14 protein-coding genes are annotated in these 17147 nt (G+C 48.0%); 3 read left to right on the forward strand and 11 right to left on the reverse strand.

Annotated features, from left to right (window positions below):
• Nucleotides 1-8: 8 nt before the first annotated feature.
• The 6 genes from RHEIN_RS02980 to RHEIN_RS03005 form a co-directional block, all read right to left on the reverse strand.
• On the reverse strand, nucleotides 9-1145 hold the full coding sequence (locus RHEIN_RS02980) for a porin (protein ID WP_008897489.1): 1137 nt from the start codon (nucleotides 1143-1145) through the stop codon (nucleotides 9-11).
• Nucleotides 1146-1483: 338 nt separating this feature from the next.
• A complete protein-coding gene (locus tag RHEIN_RS02985) occupies nucleotides 1484-3118 on the reverse strand; it encodes an amino acid ABC transporter ATP-binding/permease protein (RefSeq protein WP_008897490.1) in 1635 nt (544 codons plus the stop codon).
• Entirely contained in the window at nucleotides 3115-4833 is a 1719-nt protein-coding gene (gene cydD, locus RHEIN_RS02990; RefSeq protein WP_008897491.1) for a thiol reductant ABC exporter subunit CydD, read from the reverse strand. The genes RHEIN_RS02985 and cydD overlap by 4 nt, the downstream gene beginning before the upstream one ends.
• Before the next feature lie 17 nt (nucleotides 4834-4850).
• Complete coding sequence (gene cydX / locus RHEIN_RS02995; protein WP_008897492.1) at nucleotides 4851-4967, reverse strand: cytochrome bd-I oxidase subunit CydX; 117 nt, start codon at nucleotides 4965-4967, stop codon at nucleotides 4851-4853.
• 11 nt (nucleotides 4968-4978) lie between these two features.
• Nucleotides 4979-6115, reverse strand: coding sequence for a cytochrome d ubiquinol oxidase subunit II (gene cydB / locus RHEIN_RS03000; RefSeq protein ID WP_008897493.1), 1137 nt, complete (start codon nucleotides 6113-6115; stop codon nucleotides 4979-4981).
• Nucleotide 6116: 1 nt separating this feature from the next.
• Nucleotides 6117-7667: a cytochrome ubiquinol oxidase subunit I gene (locus tag RHEIN_RS03005; RefSeq protein WP_008897494.1), complete on the reverse strand. Its 1551-nt coding sequence runs from the start codon at nucleotides 7665-7667 to the stop codon at nucleotides 6117-6119.
• Nucleotides 7668-7911: 244 nt separating this feature from the next.
• On the opposite strand from RHEIN_RS03005, the gene RHEIN_RS03010 reads away from it, so the two are divergent.
• Complete coding sequence (locus RHEIN_RS03010; RefSeq protein WP_008897495.1) at nucleotides 7912-8724, forward strand: NAD-dependent epimerase/dehydratase family protein; 813 nt, start codon at nucleotides 7912-7914, stop codon at nucleotides 8722-8724.
• A gap of 18 nt (nucleotides 8725-8742) precedes the next feature.
• Here the strand turns inward: RHEIN_RS03010 and RHEIN_RS03015 are convergent, their stop codons facing one another.
• A complete protein-coding gene (locus tag RHEIN_RS03015) occupies nucleotides 8743-8946 on the reverse strand; it encodes a heavy-metal-associated domain-containing protein (protein ID WP_008897496.1) in 204 nt (67 codons plus the stop codon).
• A 166-nt stretch (nucleotides 8947-9112) separates the two neighbouring features.
• On the opposite strand from RHEIN_RS03015, the gene RHEIN_RS03020 reads away from it, so the two are divergent.
• Nucleotides 9113-11287 carry a heavy metal translocating P-type ATPase gene (locus RHEIN_RS03020; protein WP_008897497.1) on the forward strand — a complete coding sequence of 725 codons (2175 nt, stop codon included), beginning with the start codon at nucleotides 9113-9115 and terminating at the stop codon, nucleotides 11285-11287.
• A gap of 6 nt (nucleotides 11288-11293) precedes the next feature.
• Nucleotides 11294-11704, forward strand: a complete 411-nt coding sequence (gene cueR, locus RHEIN_RS03025; RefSeq protein ID WP_008897498.1) for a Cu(I)-responsive transcriptional regulator — start codon at nucleotides 11294-11296, stop codon at nucleotides 11702-11704.
• A 63-nt stretch (nucleotides 11705-11767) separates the two neighbouring features.
• Here cueR and RHEIN_RS21335 read toward each other — a convergent pair whose 3' ends face one another.
• From RHEIN_RS21335 to RHEIN_RS03045, 4 genes are all read right to left on the reverse strand, one after another.
• Entirely contained in the window at nucleotides 11768-13543 is a 1776-nt protein-coding gene (locus RHEIN_RS21335; RefSeq protein WP_008897499.1) for a S8 family peptidase, read from the reverse strand.
• 416 nt (nucleotides 13544-13959) lie between these two features.
• Nucleotides 13960-15345, reverse strand: coding sequence for a multicopper oxidase family protein (locus RHEIN_RS03035; protein WP_008897500.1), 1386 nt, complete (start codon nucleotides 15343-15345; stop codon nucleotides 13960-13962).
• Between the two features lie 12 nt (nucleotides 15346-15357).
• Nucleotides 15358-16749: a TolC family protein gene (locus RHEIN_RS03040; protein ID WP_008897501.1), complete on the reverse strand. Its 1392-nt coding sequence runs from the start codon at nucleotides 16747-16749 to the stop codon at nucleotides 15358-15360.
• The gene (locus RHEIN_RS03045; protein WP_008897502.1) at nucleotides 16733-17074 is read right to left on the reverse strand and encodes a hypothetical protein; all 342 of its coding nucleotides are present in this window, start codon (nucleotides 17072-17074) and stop codon (nucleotides 16733-16735) included. The genes RHEIN_RS03040 and RHEIN_RS03045 overlap by 17 nt, the downstream gene beginning before the upstream one ends.
• Nucleotides 17075-17147: the final 73 nt, after the last annotated feature.

A 17147-nucleotide genomic window follows, 5' to 3' on the forward strand; every position in this document is an offset into this window, starting at 1 on the left:
TTGATTCCTTAGAACACCAGGTCCACGCCAACAACTAATACGCTGTCTTTACGGTCTTCAGTTTTATTGTCGGCATTGGTATATTGCGCTTTAAAGGCAGCTGACGGGTGGAAGTCATAACGTACACCGATGTTGATACTGTTACGTTCCATCTCCATTTGGTTCACCAAACCCGCGACCGGAGCGAAAATAGGGGAAGCTGCCGGCACGCCAGCATAGAGTTCAGTTTTTGCTTTATTGTCTTCTTTTTCAAAAGACACATAAGGCGTGATGCTGTCAAAACGGTGACCAATGGAAATATAATAGGATTCCTGATCAGAGATAAATGAATTATCTACAGAGGCTTTGGTGATTTCAGAAACGATGAGCCAGTCGTTTTTATCAATATTAAAACCAATACCTGCAAAAGAGCTGGATTCGTCCACTATATCCAGTTCACTTGCCAGTGCGCCTAAGCCAAAAGCTCTGAGTTGTGCATACAAACCTGTAGTACTGTTATCCAGTGGATCCACATAAAAGGTGGTTTTGCCAACGAGGTAAGCCATACGGAATGAATAACCATCCTGGCCCAGTTCCCAGGCTATGCCTGTCACATTGTCAATTTGGGCATCTGCTACTGCGTCGCCAATAGCTGCATCGCCGTCATAGCTGCCTACAATCAACTGCAGCGATGAATCAAAATTACCCAGGGTAGTGGTGTGGTATAACGAAGCGCCTTCGATATTGTCAAAACCTAAACCATAAACACTTTGTGGCACACGAGACCAGTCGTAGGCATAACCTACGTCACGGAAATCTGAGTATTTATAAAAAGGGGTTCTTAAACGGCCGGCGTTAACACGTAAGCTGTCGGTTAAGTCGTAACTTAAAAAAGCCCACTCAAATTTAACGTCCCAGTCGTTGGCTCCACGGCCTAACAGCTGGGCAGTGACAGATAGTTTGTCGCCTAAATCTGATTTCACCTGCAAAGCAGCCAGGCTTTCATTTTTAAAACTGAAATCATCATCGTAGCCATACAGCTCGTCGCTGTTGCCAAGCGCCATGCCGCCTTTGATCGAGGCAAAACCATTAATGTCTACGGCAGCCTGACTGGCACCGCATAAGGTTGCGGCAATAGTTGCTGCCAGTAATTTACGTTTTAACATAGGGTATCCTCATCGATTTTATAGTGTTGTACGTTCTCAGGGGCCAAACAGCTTCAGCCCTTTAAAATAGTTGCAGTCAACCTTGACTAAGTTTTGGTTTTCTATAAGGTATGCGGCCCTTCTTCGGGTGAGGTGTCCTTGCAAAAGGTTATTGGTGTGAGCTCTTGTGCCTTTTACAATTGCATTAACCTTTGTCGCACGAATTATACAACTCGCCGAAACGCATTGCTAGTTTTTTCATATTTATCAAATTTTGCATTGTGATTTGAAACAAATACACTGCTTTTATCTGTTAAACATAGTCAAAGAAGCGGATGTCGCTGATCTTTTTGTTTGATTTACAACACCTTTAGTTGTAACTGATAGCAGTTTGTATCCACTGCGAACTGCTGATGGCTGGTAATAATCAAAATGTGCTGATGACAGCGAAGACGAAGGTTGTGGATTAATCGTTGGGCTGTGGTTGGGTCCAACCCGACTAAAGGCTCATCAAGTAGCAGAATACCTGCATTTTGTAATAACAAACGAGCCAAAGCTATACGTCTGGCTTGTCCACCTGATACAGCAACACCATACTCACCGAGTTCAGTGTTCAGCCCTTGCGGCAAAGTGGCTACCCATTCAGCTAATACAGTGTCTGCTAAAGCTTGTTGTAGTTCTTCGTCACTGGCTTCTGGTTTCGCCAGACGCAGGTTGGCTGCCAGCGTCATATTAAATAAGCTGACGTGCTGAGAATGCAGGCTGATCTGTTGCCTTTGAGTGCAAGCTTTATAAAGTTGTAACTCTGTGCCATTAAGCAAAACCCGGCCTGACTGAGGTTGCAGCCAACCCGCCAGCGTGCTTAGAAAAGCTGATTTCCCCACTCCTGATGGGCCTTGTAGCCACAATAGATCACCAGCTTTTAAGCTGATACTCAGTGGCAATGTGTGTTGCACTGCGCCGGGATAACCAACAGACAGCTGTTGCAGTTCTAATTGCAAAGGCCCGGTCACAGTGCTGTAGCTGCCATTTTCGGTCGCTGGCTGGATTTGATTTAAGCGTCGTTTTGCCATTTTGCTGTCGGCCAGATGGCGATACAAAGTGGCCAGCGATAACCAGATCTCTGGTAAAGCCATGGCTGACATCAGCAGAGCCACCAAAGCAGCTATGCTGATCTGCTGGTTTTGTAACAATGGTAAGGCCGTCACTAACAAATGAAAGCTCATCAGGGCTATAGTGCTGAGCAGCAAAAACTGGCAAAACAAGTCCAGCAATTGCTGACGCCATAACAACGTCTGGTACTGTTGTTCTGTGTGTTGCCATTGTTGCTCTGCCCCTGACCAGCCCTGATGCAGTTGCAACATGGTTAAAGCGGATAGTGGTTCAAGCAACTCTTGCCTGCGCTCTGATGCCAGTTCAACCAAGCGACAGGCCCGGCTATAACCCAACGCAACCCCAAGCACTGGCACTAAGCACAACACCAGCAGATAAACCAAAGCAATCTGGGCCAGTTCTGCCTGCCAAAACCAAAGAGCAGCTAACCAGCCAGCGCTTAGCAGGCAAGCCCAGACTACCGGAGCCACCACACGCAAAGGCCATTGATCCAGCCGGTCTATATCAGTGATTAGCCGTTGCAACAGATCCGCTGATTGGCTGTCAGGTTTGAAACTGCTGGCTAAAAAGCGCCGCATAAACCAAAGCCTTAATTGTTGCAGTAATAACAACACGGCCTGATGCGAACTTAAACGTTCAAAATAACGGCTGGTGGTACGGCTGATGGCGAAAAAACGGATCAGAGCGCCAGGGCTAAAGTAATTAAAAGTACCAGCACCGGCAAGCTGTAAACCTGCCACTGCAGCTGCTGTAATGAACCAGCCGGACACCGTCAGTAAACCCATCACACTGCCAAAGGTAAGAGCACCCAGCGTCAGACTGAGTAACCACCAGCGCCAGTGCTGACGCATCAGAGCAGAAAGTTTCAGTTGATCTTTCATACGAACTCCTGCCTGTAGCTGGCCTGATACTGAGGGTGAGCCTGGATCTCAGCCACAGAGCCTTTGGCAATAATCTGGCCCTCGTGCATCAGCCATACTTGGTCCAGCCACTGCAGGTGTTGTAATTGATGAGTTGCCAGCAGCAAGGTTTTGCCACGACTTAACAGTTCTAATTGCTGAAAGTACTGCCTTTGCTGCTCAACGGGCAGCATAGAAGCGGGTTCATCCAGCAGCCAGAGCCAGCTTTGCTTTAATAAAGCTCTGGCAAGCGCCAGACGCTGGAATTGCCCACCTGAGAGGCCAATTCCGCCTTCTGTCAGTTTTGTGTCCAAAGCTTGGGGTAAAGCAAAAACAAAGTCGGCACAAAGCGCCTGTTGCAACACCTGCTGCAGTTCCTGCTCTGTCGCTTGTGGTTTTGCCAACAGCAAATTGCTTCGCACTGTGCCACTTAACCATTGGCTCTGTTGCGACAAGTACACCAGTTGTTGTCGCCACTGGGTTAAATCCAATTCTGTCAGTTTGTGTTCTGCAATCCAGATCTGGCCTTGATTAGGCTGCTGAAAAGCCAGTAAAGATTCCAGCAGGCTGGTTTTTCCTGCGCCGCTTGGGCCAATAATGCCAATACGTTGCTGAGGTTGAACTTGCAGCTGAATGTCATTGAGCAGTGCGGCTCTGTGCTCAGACCCCAATAGACTTAAGTGCTGAAACTCAATGCTCACCGGCTTTGTCGGAGCCTGAGTATCGCCTCCATTGCATACAGGCAGATCCCAAATAGGTGTCAGGCTCATAAAAGCGGCTTCGGCCTGAGCTTTAGCATGATAATCCGCCCCCAGTTGACGAAGTGGCGCATAAAACTCTGGTGCCATTAATAAGATAAAAAGTGCCGGTTGATAAGAAACCGGGATCTGCGCTTTAGCCCAGGGCAACTCACCTAGTAAACCCAAACCTAAATACAAAGCGACCAAGGCTATAGCTAAAGAGGCAAAAAGCTCCAGTACGGCGCCGGATAAAAACGCTTTGCTCAGCACTGACATGGTTCGGTTTCTGTACTCCTCGCTGGCATTGTTTAATCTGTTTAACACCAGAGGTTCGGCTCGCAATTGCCGGATCAAAACAGCACCGCGTAAAAACTCAAGAAAACGCCCGCCCAGTAAACCTAAAGCCTGCACTTGTTGCTGACTGGCTTCTGCGGCTTTTCTCCCCAGTAAAATCATAAAGAGCGGGATAAGCGGAGCTGTGGCTAATAGCAGTATGGCTGCGAGCAGACTTTGACTTGCTACAGCGACAGAGATAAACAAAGGGCAAAGAACGACCAGATAAAGCTGCGGGTAATAACGGCTGATATAAGGGTCCAGCGCGTCTACCTGCTCTAATAAGCGGGTGGATAAATCACCGTCAGCAGCAATACGTTGCCGCAGCGGACCTGCCTGACTAATAATGCCAAGCAACTGATGCCGGATAGAGGTGCGCAGCTTTTGACTGGCAGCAAGTCCCAACAAATCTTTGGCGGCTAACAACAGGGGCCGCAGCAGCCAAAGTAGTAAAATATGCAGCAGCAGACCGGGTGGGATCTGCTGCTGATGTAACGCCAGATCACATAAAGTGGCCAGCAACCAGCACTGCCAGATCATCAATAAAGATGCCGTTGCACCCAGCGCTATGGCAAGGTGCAGACGGCTTTTTTCTGATTGAACTAACTGTCTTAAAGACTGCATGGCTGTGGTATCCGGTTTTATTCTGATGACTCGTCCTCTTCGCCGGGATACCCATTAAATTCCAGCCACATCGCATTAATGATGCCAAAAGAGCAGGCCAATAATACGCCTAAAATCCAGGTGAAATACCACATAGAACTGCTCCTTAATACATTGAATGGTTATTGCTACTGATGGTGTTGCGGTTTAACCGCCCCCACATTTTCCAGTAACACCAAAGAGTGTAACCCAGCACTATAGGCACAAAAATACAGGCCACTATAAACATGATTTTTAAAGTCAGCTCGCTGGATGTCGCGTCCCACATCGTCAGGCTATGATTGGGCATGCTGCTGGACGGCATAATAAATGGGAACATAGAAACCCCTACGGTCATAATGACCCCTGTGATTGCCAGCGATGACGCCACAAAAGACTGCCAGCCTTTGGCCAGTTTGCTGAAAAAAGCTGACAGCAGGAAGGCTGCCACACCCAACACAGGGAAAATCCACAGCAGTGGGTAACTTTCATAGTTGCTGAACCAGGCGCCTGAACTGTGTTCCACAGTTTTAGTCACAGCACTATTAATGGCATTGCTGTCGATCACACTGGTCACTTTATAGCCCATACCTGCAGCTGCCAGCCAGAAACCTGCTATAACAAACAACACTGCGGCAAGGGTTGCGCAGATCATCGATATTGCCTGAGCGCGTTGGCGCAGTGGGGCTTCGGTTTTCATTTGCAGATAACAGGCACCCTGATTAATAAACATCAGCAAACTCAGCACGCCTACCAGCAAGGCAAAGGGGTTTAGTAAAGCCCAGAACGAACCTGTGTAATAAATCCGCAGCAAGTCGTCAAAATGGAAAGGCACACCTTGCAATAAGTTGCCAAAAGCCACACCAAAAATAATCGGAGGTATGGCAGATCCTGCGGTTAAAGCCCAGTCCCAATTGCTGCGCCATTTGGCATTGTCGAGCTTAGAGCGGTAATCAAAGCCAATAGGGCGTAAGAATAATGCCGCCAACGTCAGCATCATCGCCAGATAAAAACCACTAAACGCCGTGGCATAGACCGGAGGCCAGGCAGCAAACAAGGCGCCACCCGCAGTAATAAGCCACACCTGATTGCCATCCCAGTGCGGTGCTACTGCATTTATAAGAATACGGCGCTCAGTATCGTCGCGTCCTATCACTTTTAACAGCGCACCTACACCCATATCAAAACCGTCAGTTACTGCGAAACCAATCAGCAATACACCGACCAGCAACCACCAGATAAAACGTAAAAATTCATAATCCATGTTAAACCTCCCGGGCCTGTTCGCCGTGATACTTACCGGTATGAATAGACGCAGGGCCTTTACGGGCGAAATGCTGCATCAACCAGACTTCGATGATCAAAAACACTGTATAAAGCGCAGTAATGGCCAATAAGCTGAACCAAATTTCACCTGCGGTCAGTTGAGAAGCCGCCAGATGAGTAGGTAAAATTTCACCTACAGCCCATGGCTGACGACCATATTCAGCAACAAACCAACCCGCTTCACAGGCAATCCATGGTAAAGGGAGGGAGAAAATAGCGGCCTTCAATAACCAGCGTGGTTTCTCCGGCGTACGTTTGGCACTGTGGTAAAAAGACAGCGCAAATACCAGCAGCATAATAAAACCAGCGGCCACCATAATACGGAAAGACCAGAACAGCGGCGCTACTTTAGGAATGCTGTTTTGCACTGCTTGTTCGATTTGTTCAGGCGTGGCATTGACAGGGTCTTCTGTGTAAGCCAACAGCAACAAGCCGTAACCCAAATCATTTTTGACTAAATCAAAAGCAGCGATGTTTTCCGGCGTTTTTTCACCGGCCCGCAGTTTTTTCAACAGGCCATAAGCAATCTGGCCATTGAGAATACGGGCACGGTGTTGCTCTTTCAGTTCAGCCAGCCCCATCACTTCTTTATCCAGAGAACGTGTGGCAATCAGACCCATAGCCCCGGGAATTTTGACGGCGTAGTCTGTGGTTTGGGTTTCTTCATTGGGAAGACCAAACAAGGTAAAATCTGCTGGGGCAGGATGCGTTTTCCACTCAGCCTCTACAGCGGCCAGTTTTACTTTTTGCACATCACCCAGCTCATAACCCGATTCGTCGCCTAATACAATCACAGATAAAATACTGGCGAAACCAAAAGCAGAAGCAATGGCAAAACTGCGGCGGGCAAAAGCTAAATCCCGGCCTTTGAGCATATACCAGGCGGAAATCGCCAGCACAAACATAGCGCCCGTGACATAACCAGCAGACACCGTATGCACAAATTTCACCTGAGCGACCGGGTTAAATACCACTTCGCTAAAGCTGACCATTTCCATTCTCATGGTTTCAAAATTAAATTCAGCACCAACCGGGTGTTGCATCCAGCCGTTGGCAACTAAAATCCATAAAGCAGATAAGTTTGACCCCAGAGCGACCAGCCAGGTCACCGTCAGATGCTGAAGTTTCGACAAGCGGTCCCAGCCAAAAAAGAACAAGCCCACTAAGGTAGATTCGAGGAAAAATGCCATCAAACCTTCAATGGCCAAAGGTGCACCAAAGATATCGCCGACATAATGCGAATAATAAGACCAGTTGGTACCAAACTGGAACTCCATCGCTATGCCTGTGGTGACACCCAAAGCAAAGTTAATACCAAACAGCTTGCCCCAGAACTTCGTCATATCCCGGTAAATTTCTTTACCTGTCATAACATAAACCGACTCCATAATAGCCAGCAAAAAGGCCATACCTAAAGTTAAGGGTACAAATAAGAAGTGATACATTGCCGTAGCGGCAAACTGTAACCGTGATAGTTCTACAACATCCATTCGGATTGCTCCTCGATCTGGAACTGTGGGCCTGGTCTGTGACTTAAAGTCGAGCACCAATAAGTAGCTAAAACTAATACGCCAGCATTAGTGCAAGCCAAACTACGCCTTTTGGCTTGTGATCGTGTTGATGCGGATCAATAAAAATCAGTGTGTTAGTGGAAATTACTTAAAATTTGATAAAAATAGCAGTACATATTCTGTTACCATCAAATTCATCAGTAAGTTTTGGAAGGTGTCAGAGATGAAAATTTTAGTGATAGGTGCAGGCTGGTTAGGGACTCAACTGGCAACTCAGCTCAAGGCTGACGGGCATGAGTTATGGCTCAGCAGCCGCAATGTCACCAAATCTTCAGTAGTTGCTGAACAGTTTGGTCATTTTGTTCTAGATTTAGCCCAATCAGTACGGCCTACAACTGAGCTGGAAAGCTTATTTAAAGATGCCCTTATTATTTGCACTGTGCCAGCCAGCCGCACCGACGGCGATGGTTACACCAGAGCTATTGCTCAACTTGCGACTCTGATGAAAAATTGCGGAGCTTTGGCCTGCATTCATTTAAGCAGCACGGGGATCTACGAGGGTTTAACCGGAGAAGTCGATGAGCAAAGTGAGTTGCTACTGACAGACGCACGTATAGAAGTGTTAGCTGCTGCAGAGCAATTACTAAACAAAGCTGTTCCTTGTTGCACTTTACGCCTGGCAGGTTTAATTGGTCCTGGGCGTCACCCGGCACGATTTTTATCCGGTAAACAGGCAGGTTTAGCTGATGTGGCTGTGAATATGGTGCACAGCAGTGATATTTGTGCTGCTGTTTCTGCCATAGTTCAGCAGAAGTTATGGCCAGAGTTGTTTAACTTATCCAGCCCGGCTTTTTGTTCAAAAGCTGAGTTTTACCTGACAGCCTGTGAACTGGCGTCCTTGCCAGCTCCGGAATTTGAACCAAAAAACACAGCAGCTGCACCTGGCAGAAGAGTGCTGAGTGCAAAATCGCAAAAAATTGCTGGTTTCTCCTATCAGTATGAGTCTGCTTTAACTGCTTTACCTTTTTGTAGCTGAGCAACCAGAGCGCTATTTTTAGTCGTTTACAGTAGCCGGGAAACCGGCTTCATCCAAAGCTGTAATCAGATCTTCAACTGCTAAAGAGCTTTCTACCTCTACCTGCTGCGAAGCCAAATCCACTGTCACTTTGGCATCTGCCTGCAGTTTTGCTATGGCTTTGTTCACCAGACTAATGCAGTGATTACAGCTCATGCCCGTTACTTTCAATTCTATTTTCATTCGCCAGGTCCTCTTTGTGTTCTGTGTGAGTTTGCGAACATGGTGAAGGTAACCGCTGTGGTAAGGTCAAGTTATAATACAAACTTTATTAAGTTGACCTTACCCTAAGGGCAAGCTTTAGCCTTATTCATATCGGGCCTTCGCCCTTCTTGTCCGGAGTCATATTATGTCTGAACAAATCCAACTGAGCATTAGCGGAATGAGTTGTGCTTCCTGTGTTGGCCGAATTGAAAAAGCATTAGCTAAAGTCAGCGGAGTACAACAAGCCAGCGTTAATCTTGCCACTGAAACTGCAACAATTCAGGGGGAGTCACTGACATCACAACTGCTGATAGCTGCAGTGGAGCAGGCCGGCTATCAGGCCAGTGTGCCAGCAGAAGCCCCAATAGCCGAAGTTACTAGAACTGCGTTTTACCAACAAGAGTATTGGCCAGCTGTCGCGAGCATAGTGCTGACGCTCCCTTTGGTATTGCCGATGTTGGGTTTGTTGTTTGGACTGGATTGGATGTTGCCCGCTTTGTGGCAATGGTTGCTGGCGACACCAGTGCAGTTTTATTTTGGCGCGCGTTTTTATAAAGCGGGCTGGGCAGCATTAAAGGCTGGCAGTGGCACTATGGATCTGCTGGTGGCTATTGGCACCAGCGCTGCCTATGGCTTGTCTTTGTATTTATGGTGGAGTTTTGATGCTCATCAGGGGCAGCACGGGGCGCCCCATCTGTATTTTGAAAGCAGCAGTGCGGTATTAAGTCTGGTTTTACTGGGTAAATATCTGGAGCAAAAAGCAAAACGTCGTACCACTGATGCGCTGCGGGCACTGGAAAATTTAAAACCTGCAGTAGCTACTTTGTTTCAGGGCGGACTTTGGCTTGAAGTCAAAGCAGAGACTGTGCAGCAAGGTGATTTAGTGTTGGTCAAACCCGGCGAACGTATTGCGGTAGATGCTTTGGTTGAACAAGGCCAGAGTCACGTGGATGAAGCGCTGATCAGCGGGGAGTCTGTGCCTGTCAGTAAAAGTCCGGGTGACAAAGTGACAGGTGGTTCTGTGAATCTTGATGGGGTATTGCAACTCAGAGCAACAGCGGTCGGAGCTGAATCTACCTTGTCGCGTATTATTCAACTGGTGGAGCAAGCGCAAGGGGCCAAAGCACCGGTGCAGGCCTTAGTGGATAAAATCAGCGCCGTTTTTGTGCCTGTGGTGTTAGTCATTGCTTTAGTGACTTTACTGGGCTGGGGTTTGATCACCGCAGACTGGGTGGCGGGGATTTTAAATGCAGTGGCTGTGCTGGTGATTGCCTGTCCTTGCGCTTTGGGTTTGGCAACACCTGCAGCTATTATGGCGGGCACTGGGTCGGCCGCACGCTCTGGTATTCTGATTAAAGACGCCACTGCCTTAGAACAAGCCACAGCAATCAGCTTGGTGGTGTTTGATAAAACCGGCACTTTAACCCAAGGCAAACCCGTGCTGCAGCAATTCAGTACTTTTGCCGATGAGCCTGAACTTTTACTCTGGGCCGCCTCGCTGCAGCAACACAGTGAACACCCTTTAGCCAAAGCTTTATTGTGTTATGCCACTGAACACCAGGTGACAGCTGTTGAAACAGAGCAATTTCAGGTGGTGGCGGGTAAAGGTGTGTTGGGCAAGGTGGAGGGGCGTCATTTAGTGCTTGGCAGCAGTCACTGGATGCAGCAGCTTGGACTGGCGTTACCTCTTGATCAGATTGCCACCAGCGCTGCCTCTGTATCCTGGTTGGCAGAGCAGCAAGGCGAAAGTTATCAGTTGTTGGCATTGTTCTGTTTTACCGATCAGTTAAAACCAGATGCGTTACATGCCGTCAGCTTATTAAAGCAACAAGGCATCACTGTGGCTATGTTAACGGGCGACAGCAAAAACAGCGCTGCCGCTATAGCAGCCGAACTGGAATTGAGCCTGTGGAAAGCTGAAGTCTTACCCGCAGAGAAAGCTGCAGCTATTGGGCTCTGGCAGCAACAAGGTTATACAGTAGCTATGGTCGGTGACGGTATTAATGATGCACCTGCTTTGGCGCAGGCAGATTTAGGTGTAGCTATGGCCAGTGGTACCGAAGTCGCTGTCAGTGCTTCGGCTATGACCTTGATGCGTAGTAAGCCAGTTCTGGTCAGCGCAGCCTTGCAGATAGCGCGGCTTAGCTACCGCAAAATTCAGCAAAACCTGTTTTGGGCTTTTATTTTTAATATAGTGGGCATACCTCTTGCTGCCTTGGGTTACTTAAATCCGGTGATCGCAGGTGCAGCTATGGCCAGCAGTAGTTTACTGGTGATTAGTAATGCCTTGTTATTGCAACGCTGGAAAGCAAAGGAGTAAAAGCGAATGGCAAATTTAGTCAATACTTTGGTGACTATTGGGCAAGCAGCAAAACAGACAGGACTTTCAGCCAAAATGATCCGGTACTATGAAGAAGCAGGTTTATTGCTAAAAGCCAACAGAACAGATGCAGGCTACAGGTTATATAACAACCAGCAGTTGCAACAACTAGGCTTTATCAAACAGGCCAGAGCTCTGGGGTTTTCTATAGTGCAAATCAGCTCTTTGTTGGGTTTATGGCGGGATCCAAATCGCAGCAGCAGAGAAGTAAAACAACTGGCTGAATTGCATCTGGATGAAATTAAACAAAAAGTAGCAGAATTACAGCAAATGCAAAGCCTGTTGCAACAATTAGCAGACAGTTGTTGTGGCGACGACCAGCCGCAGTGTGCAATTTTGGATGGTCTGCAAAAGTAAGTTCCTGATGACAAAAAAGAAGACCCCGGTAAATACCGGGGTCTTCACTTAAAAGCCCAGGGATTAAGGCTGATAAGAGGTCGTTAAAGTGATACCTGAAGCCGCAGTGTAACCACGGATACTAACATGGTAAGTGGCTGCCACAGGGTTATTGAAGGTACAGCTTTCATTATTGCCATTCAGGTATGGGCGGCAATCGTATGTTGTTGTGGTTGGTCGTGAGCCACGGCGTACATACAAGTCTGCATCACCAGTACCACCAGAGGTATTGACTGTCAGCACGCTCATGCCAGCCGGAACCACCACTGTGTAATGTCTCCAGGCATTACGTGCCACGCTGATATTGTTTATGGTCGACGTTGCACCAGTGTCGCCACCGCCGCCCGTACCAGAAGCTGCAGCTACAGCTGCTGCTGCATCAACAATACCAGTACCGCAGTTGTTACAGGTTGCAGGGAAAGAGCGGGTTGTGGTTTTCAGAATAGTTTCAATTTCGTCCGGTGTAGCACCAGGTTTTTTCTGAGCAATTAATGCAGCAACACCAGCAACGTGAGGAGCTGCCATTGAGGTCCCCTGACTGTATGCATAACTGTCAGAACCTGGCGTTGTAGTACCAGTGTTGTAAGTGGATAAAATACCATTCGGATCGTTGGCTGAGTTCATAGCACCACCTGGTGCTGCCACGTCAATTGAAGTACCGTAGTTAGAGTAATAAGCACGGCCGCCGCTGCGGTTAGTTGAAGCAACGTTCACCACACCAGCACAGTTACCTGGGTTGAAGTTGTTTGCATTGCTATTGTCGTTGCCTGAAGCAATAACAATGACTGTGCCACGAGAGCGGGCTGAGTTAATAGCAGCCTGAGTGGTGGAATCACAAGCACCTGAACCACCTAAACTCATGTTGATCACTTTAGCTGGGTTAGCGTTGGCTGGAACACCTGACACAGTACCGCCTGAAGCCCAGATGATACCGTCAGCGATATCTGAAGTGTAACCACCACATTTGCCTAAAACGCGAACAGGGACTACTTTAGCACCATAAGCCACACCGGCTACCCCAGAGCCGTTGTTGGTGACAGCTGCCACTGTACCTGCGACATGAGTACCATGCCATGATGAGTCTGAAGCTGAGTGACTACCGCCACATTCGTTGGCTAACACCCAGTCACCCGGATCTCGGGCGTCTGAATCACGACCATTGCCGTCATTACCAACAAAGCTGTCAGAAATCATGTCATAACCAGGCAAAAGGTTGGCATTTAAATCGGCATGTGGACGATAGCCTGTATCTAATACCGCAACTACTACGCCAGCTCCTGTCGCGTTATCCCAGGCTGTGTTAGCGCGTAAACCACCAGTAGACTCATAATAGTGCCACTGACTGGTGTATTGAGTGTCATTGGGGGTGGCCGCAATTTGTAACATACGGTCTTCTTCCACTGACTCTACCATTGGATCCTGAGCCAACAACTCCATGGTGCGCTGAGTTTCAGCTTTAGACAGGCGACGCTCTGCCTTGACGACATGGCGATTTGCAACAGCCACAGCTCGCACATAACTCAGTGGCTCACCAGCACGGCTGGATAATTCCGAAGCCGCATGCGTTTTTAACTGATTAACTGAACTGGTTGCTGTGCTGGCCAGGCCCTGAGCGGATAAAGTAGCGGCATTTTTGTATTTAACGATAAAGCGGGTTGGTGGCTCAACAGCTTTGGTTTCTTTTACACCGAAGTCGATGCCTGTTTTTAGTGGAGCAGCCTGAGCAGCAGTTGCCAATAAGGAAAGTGCAGACAAAGTAAGCAAAGAGACTTTGGATAGGTTGAATTTTTTATGTTGCATTTTGTTCTCTCAAATTATTGTTATGTGAATTGCCTCATCCATGGAAGCCCCTGTCCCTTATTTAGTTAATGTGATGGGCAGGCCGTATGATAATTGGTCAATGTCTTGTTAATGTAAATAGGGGTGTATTTATCAAATTTAATCTTTTGTTTTCATTTTTTCGTATTTGGAGATGTTTTATGCGATGAGTGGCGTTCTGTGAGCGGCTAAAATGCTGGATTTGATTACATTTGGTAACAAGTGTGTATTTGTTGTTTTGGTTATTAGATATTTCTAAATGGTATAAAAAGGGCTCGAATAGTTGTCTTAAAGTTGTTTTTTTGCTTTGTTTTTGTACGGAAAAACGTTTTTCCCAACCAAAACTCAGCTCCAATTCATGGAGCCGAGGTTAAAAAAACGGCACATGAGCTACCGGATCAGTGGTGGTGATGTGCTCCAGGTTTTTTGACTTTTAATTCAACCTTAGTCTCAGGGGATTCGGCTGGAGCTTGTGTAACCTGGGGTACTGCTCCGGTCCATTCCTGCGCTACTGTGCCTGCTGGGTGTTGATACCAGCCCGGATCTTTGTAATCGCCCGGAGCCTGATCGTGACGAACCTTAAAGATACTGAACATGCCGCCCATTTCGACTGAACCAAAAGGACCATCACCAGACATCATCGGCAGGGTGTTAGCGGGCAGAGGCATCTTCATTTCGGTCATATCAGCCATACCGCGTTCGCCCATCACCATATAATCCGGCACCAGTTTATTGATTTTTTGCATTAAACCACTGTGATCCACCCCAATCAGCGTCGGCAGATCATGGCCCATTGCGTTCATCGTATGGTGCGATTTATGGCAGTGAAATGCCCAGTCACCTTCTTCGTCGGCAATCAGTTCAATCTGGCGCATCTGGCCTACAGCCACATCTGTTGTGACTTCAGGCCAGCGTGCTGAAGCAGGCACAGGGCCGCCGTCTGTACCAGTGACGGTAAACTCATGCCCATGAATATGAATAGGGTGGTTGGTCATAGTCAGGTTACCTACCCGGATCCGCACTTTGTCATTTTTACGCACCACCAGTGGGTCTATGCCGGGGAAAACCCGACTGTTCCAGGTCCAGAGATTAAAATCAGTCATGGTCATAATTTTTGGGGTGGCGCTGCCTGGCTCAATATCATAGGCGTTTAACAGGAAACAAAAATCTCTGTCCACTTCATCAATATGTGGATGCGCCTCTTTTGGATGGGTGATCCACATGCCCATCATGCCCATTGCCATCTGCACCATTTCATCGGCATGGGGGTGATACATAAAAGTGCCTGGACGGCGTGCGACAAATTCATACATAAAGGTTTTACCAGGCTTGATGGCTCGCTGATTTAAACCCGCGACCCCATCCATACCATTGGGTAAGCGCTGACCATGCCAATGCACTGAGGTATGTTCCGGCAACTTGTTGGTGACAAAAATGCGTACTCTGTCGCCTTCTACCACTTCAATGGTAGGGCCTGGTGACTGACCGTTGTAGCCCCATAAATGGGCTTTCATACCTGGAGCCAACTCACGGACTACGGGCTCTGCCACTAAGTGAAACTCTTTCACACCATTGTTCATACGCCAGGGCAAAGTCCAGCCGTTTAAGGTCACAACCGGATTATATGGACGGCCTGTGTTTGGAATTAAAGGGTCCATGGTATCAGCGGATTGCTGAATAACAGGTTCGGGCAAAGCCGCCATTGAGCTTCGGCTGACGGCGGCAACACCTACAGCAGCTGTAATGGCACCGACTTTTTTTAATAAATCACGACGGGTTAACATAGGATGCTCCTGTTAGTGGCCAGCTGCAGAGGCAGCGCTGTTTGTGGTGTTGGTTTCTGAGGGGACTGGCAAAGAAGGGCTACCCCACATCGTTTGTTGCAGACGCAACTCTGACAGATAAAAATCCCGCTGTGCCATCATTTGCCCTGTGACTGTTTCTACCTGAGCCTGGGTATCTGCTATCAGCTCAAATACACCAATCAACATGCCGTTGTAACGCAGCACATTTTGTTGGTTAATTTTTTGCGCTAAAGGCACTAGTTGATCCTGATAATGCCGGGCGATTTGATACGAACTTTGCTGTAATGCGTAAGCCTGTCGCACTTCAGAGCGGGCTTTTTGTTCCAGTGCTTTGGCTTGCCACCAGGCTTGTTGATATTCTGCCTCTGCTTTGCTGACGCGCGCTGCACCTGAATCAAACAAAGGCAGTTCAACACCTAATGCCAGTTCCCGTTCTGCGCTGTGCTGTACTGATCCTGCAATTTCAGCGGACAGCCCCCGGACAAAACGGCTGTTTTTCTCTAATTTCAGCTGTAGCTCCAGTTGGGCTAACTGTGCCTTGGCTTGTTGCAGATCCAGCCGTTGTGTCAGAGCTTGCTGTTCCAGATCCTGCACCATCGCCAACCTATCTGGGATAGCAGGCAAATAGGCCGGTAATTGCAGCCTTGTTTTTGGGTCTGATAAACCTAACAGCTGGTAAAGTTGTTCACGGCTTTGCTGCTGTTGTTGCTGGGTTTTTGCCAGCTGCAAGCGAATTTCTGCAGCAAACTTTAGCTGTCTGGCTTGTTGCAGTTCACTGTAATTGCCCACCTGGTACATACGGTTCGCCAGTTCTGCCGACGCATCTATGGCTTCCTGCACTGTCTGCAGATACTGAAAACGCTGCTCTGCTACTACGGCTTCAATAAAAGCGCTGCGGCTTTTTGTCAGCAGATCTATCAGCTGCAAGGCGACATGCTGCTGCTGTTGTTTTGCTTGTTGTTGGGCAATAGCTTGGTTTTTATTCAGAAAAATGAGGTTAAATAAATTCAGTGAAAAATCGAGCTCTGTGTTGTAGCCCTCTTCTGTACGGCTTCGGATCAGCCGCAAGCCTGGATTTGGTAATAAACCGGCCTGAGTTAATTGTGCTTTGCTGATGGCCAGCGATGATAAAGCGGCCAGAAAATCAGGGTTATTTAACACCGCAATACGGCTTATTGTTTGCTGCGTTAAAGGTTCCGCCAGCAGCAGGGCAATTTCCTGCTCTGCTTCTGTTCTTAAAGCCGGATCTGTTGCTGCCAGTTGCACTTGTTGGTCTGTAGCTTGTTGCTGGACCAGATCTGTTGTATTCAGTCCTGAAGTTCCGGCGCAGGCGCTGAGCAGTACCACAGCTGCCAGCGGGCTCAGTTTAGTGATGATGCTCATGCTCATCTCCTGTCTGGATTTGTTGTGGCTCTGAGTGCTGTGAATGATCCATTTGATGATGGTGCTTGTGTTTTGAGTGATCGACAGGCTTCTTGTGCCCTGAATGATCCATGCTTTGATGACCACCAGTCTCACTGGCGTAAAATTGCCAGCCGCCGAGTTCAGCGACTTTTTGATTAGCTTGTTTCCAGTCCTTGGTGCGGCTTTGTATGACCACTGAATTCAGTGGCTGTACTTGTGTTTGCTGCTCTTCAGAGGCGGCTGTTGGCACTGTATAAAGCAAGGCCGAGACGCCAAAAAGCGCCGGATAAATAAGCTGAGACATAAAAATCCTGTTTAGTTAAGCTGAAAAATTACACCGGATCAAAGCACTAAAGCGGGCTTTTGATGGTGTTGGG

This window comes from Rheinheimera sp. A13L, from assembly GCF_000217935.1.
GTDB lineage: Bacteria > Pseudomonadota > Gammaproteobacteria > Enterobacterales > Alteromonadaceae > Pararheinheimera.

Coding starts and splice junctions, on each gene's coding strand:
- RHEIN_RS03045 (WP_008897502.1), bottom strand. CDS start 17,074: ATGTCTCAGCTTATTTATCCGGCGCTTTTTGGCGTCTCGGCCTTGCTT.
- cueR (WP_008897498.1), top strand. CDS start 11,294: ATGGCAAATTTAGTCAATACTTTGGTGACTATTGGGCAAGCAGCAAAA.
- RHEIN_RS02980 (WP_008897489.1), bottom strand. CDS start 1,145: ATGTTAAAACGTAAATTACTGGCAGCAACTATTGCCGCAACCTTATGC.
- RHEIN_RS03040 (WP_008897501.1), bottom strand. CDS start 16,749: ATGAGCATCATCACTAAACTGAGCCCGCTGGCAGCTGTGGTACTGCTC.
- cydB (WP_008897493.1), bottom strand. CDS start 6,115: ATGGATTATGAATTTTTACGTTTTATCTGGTGGTTGCTGGTCGGTGTA.
- RHEIN_RS02985 (WP_008897490.1), bottom strand. CDS start 3,118: ATGAAAGATCAACTGAAACTTTCTGCTCTGATGCGTCAGCACTGGCGC.
- cydX (WP_008897492.1), bottom strand. CDS start 4,967: ATGTGGTATTTCACCTGGATTTTAGGCGTATTATTGGCCTGCTCTTTT.
- RHEIN_RS03015 (WP_008897496.1), bottom strand. CDS start 8,946: ATGAAAATAGAATTGAAAGTAACGGGCATGAGCTGTAATCACTGCATT.
- RHEIN_RS21335 (WP_008897499.1), bottom strand. CDS start 13,543: ATGCAACATAAAAAATTCAACCTATCCAAAGTCTCTTTGCTTACTTTG.
- cydD (WP_008897491.1), bottom strand. CDS start 4,833: ATGCAGTCTTTAAGACAGTTAGTTCAATCAGAAAAAAGCCGTCTGCAC.
- RHEIN_RS03035 (WP_008897500.1), bottom strand. CDS start 15,345: ATGTTAACCCGTCGTGATTTATTAAAAAAAGTCGGTGCCATTACAGCT.
- RHEIN_RS03020 (WP_008897497.1), top strand. CDS start 9,113: ATGTCTGAACAAATCCAACTGAGCATTAGCGGAATGAGTTGTGCTTCC.
- RHEIN_RS03005 (WP_008897494.1), bottom strand. CDS start 7,667: ATGGATGTTGTAGAACTATCACGGTTACAGTTTGCCGCTACGGCAATG.
- RHEIN_RS03010 (WP_008897495.1), top strand. CDS start 7,912: ATGAAAATTTTAGTGATAGGTGCAGGCTGGTTAGGGACTCAACTGGCA.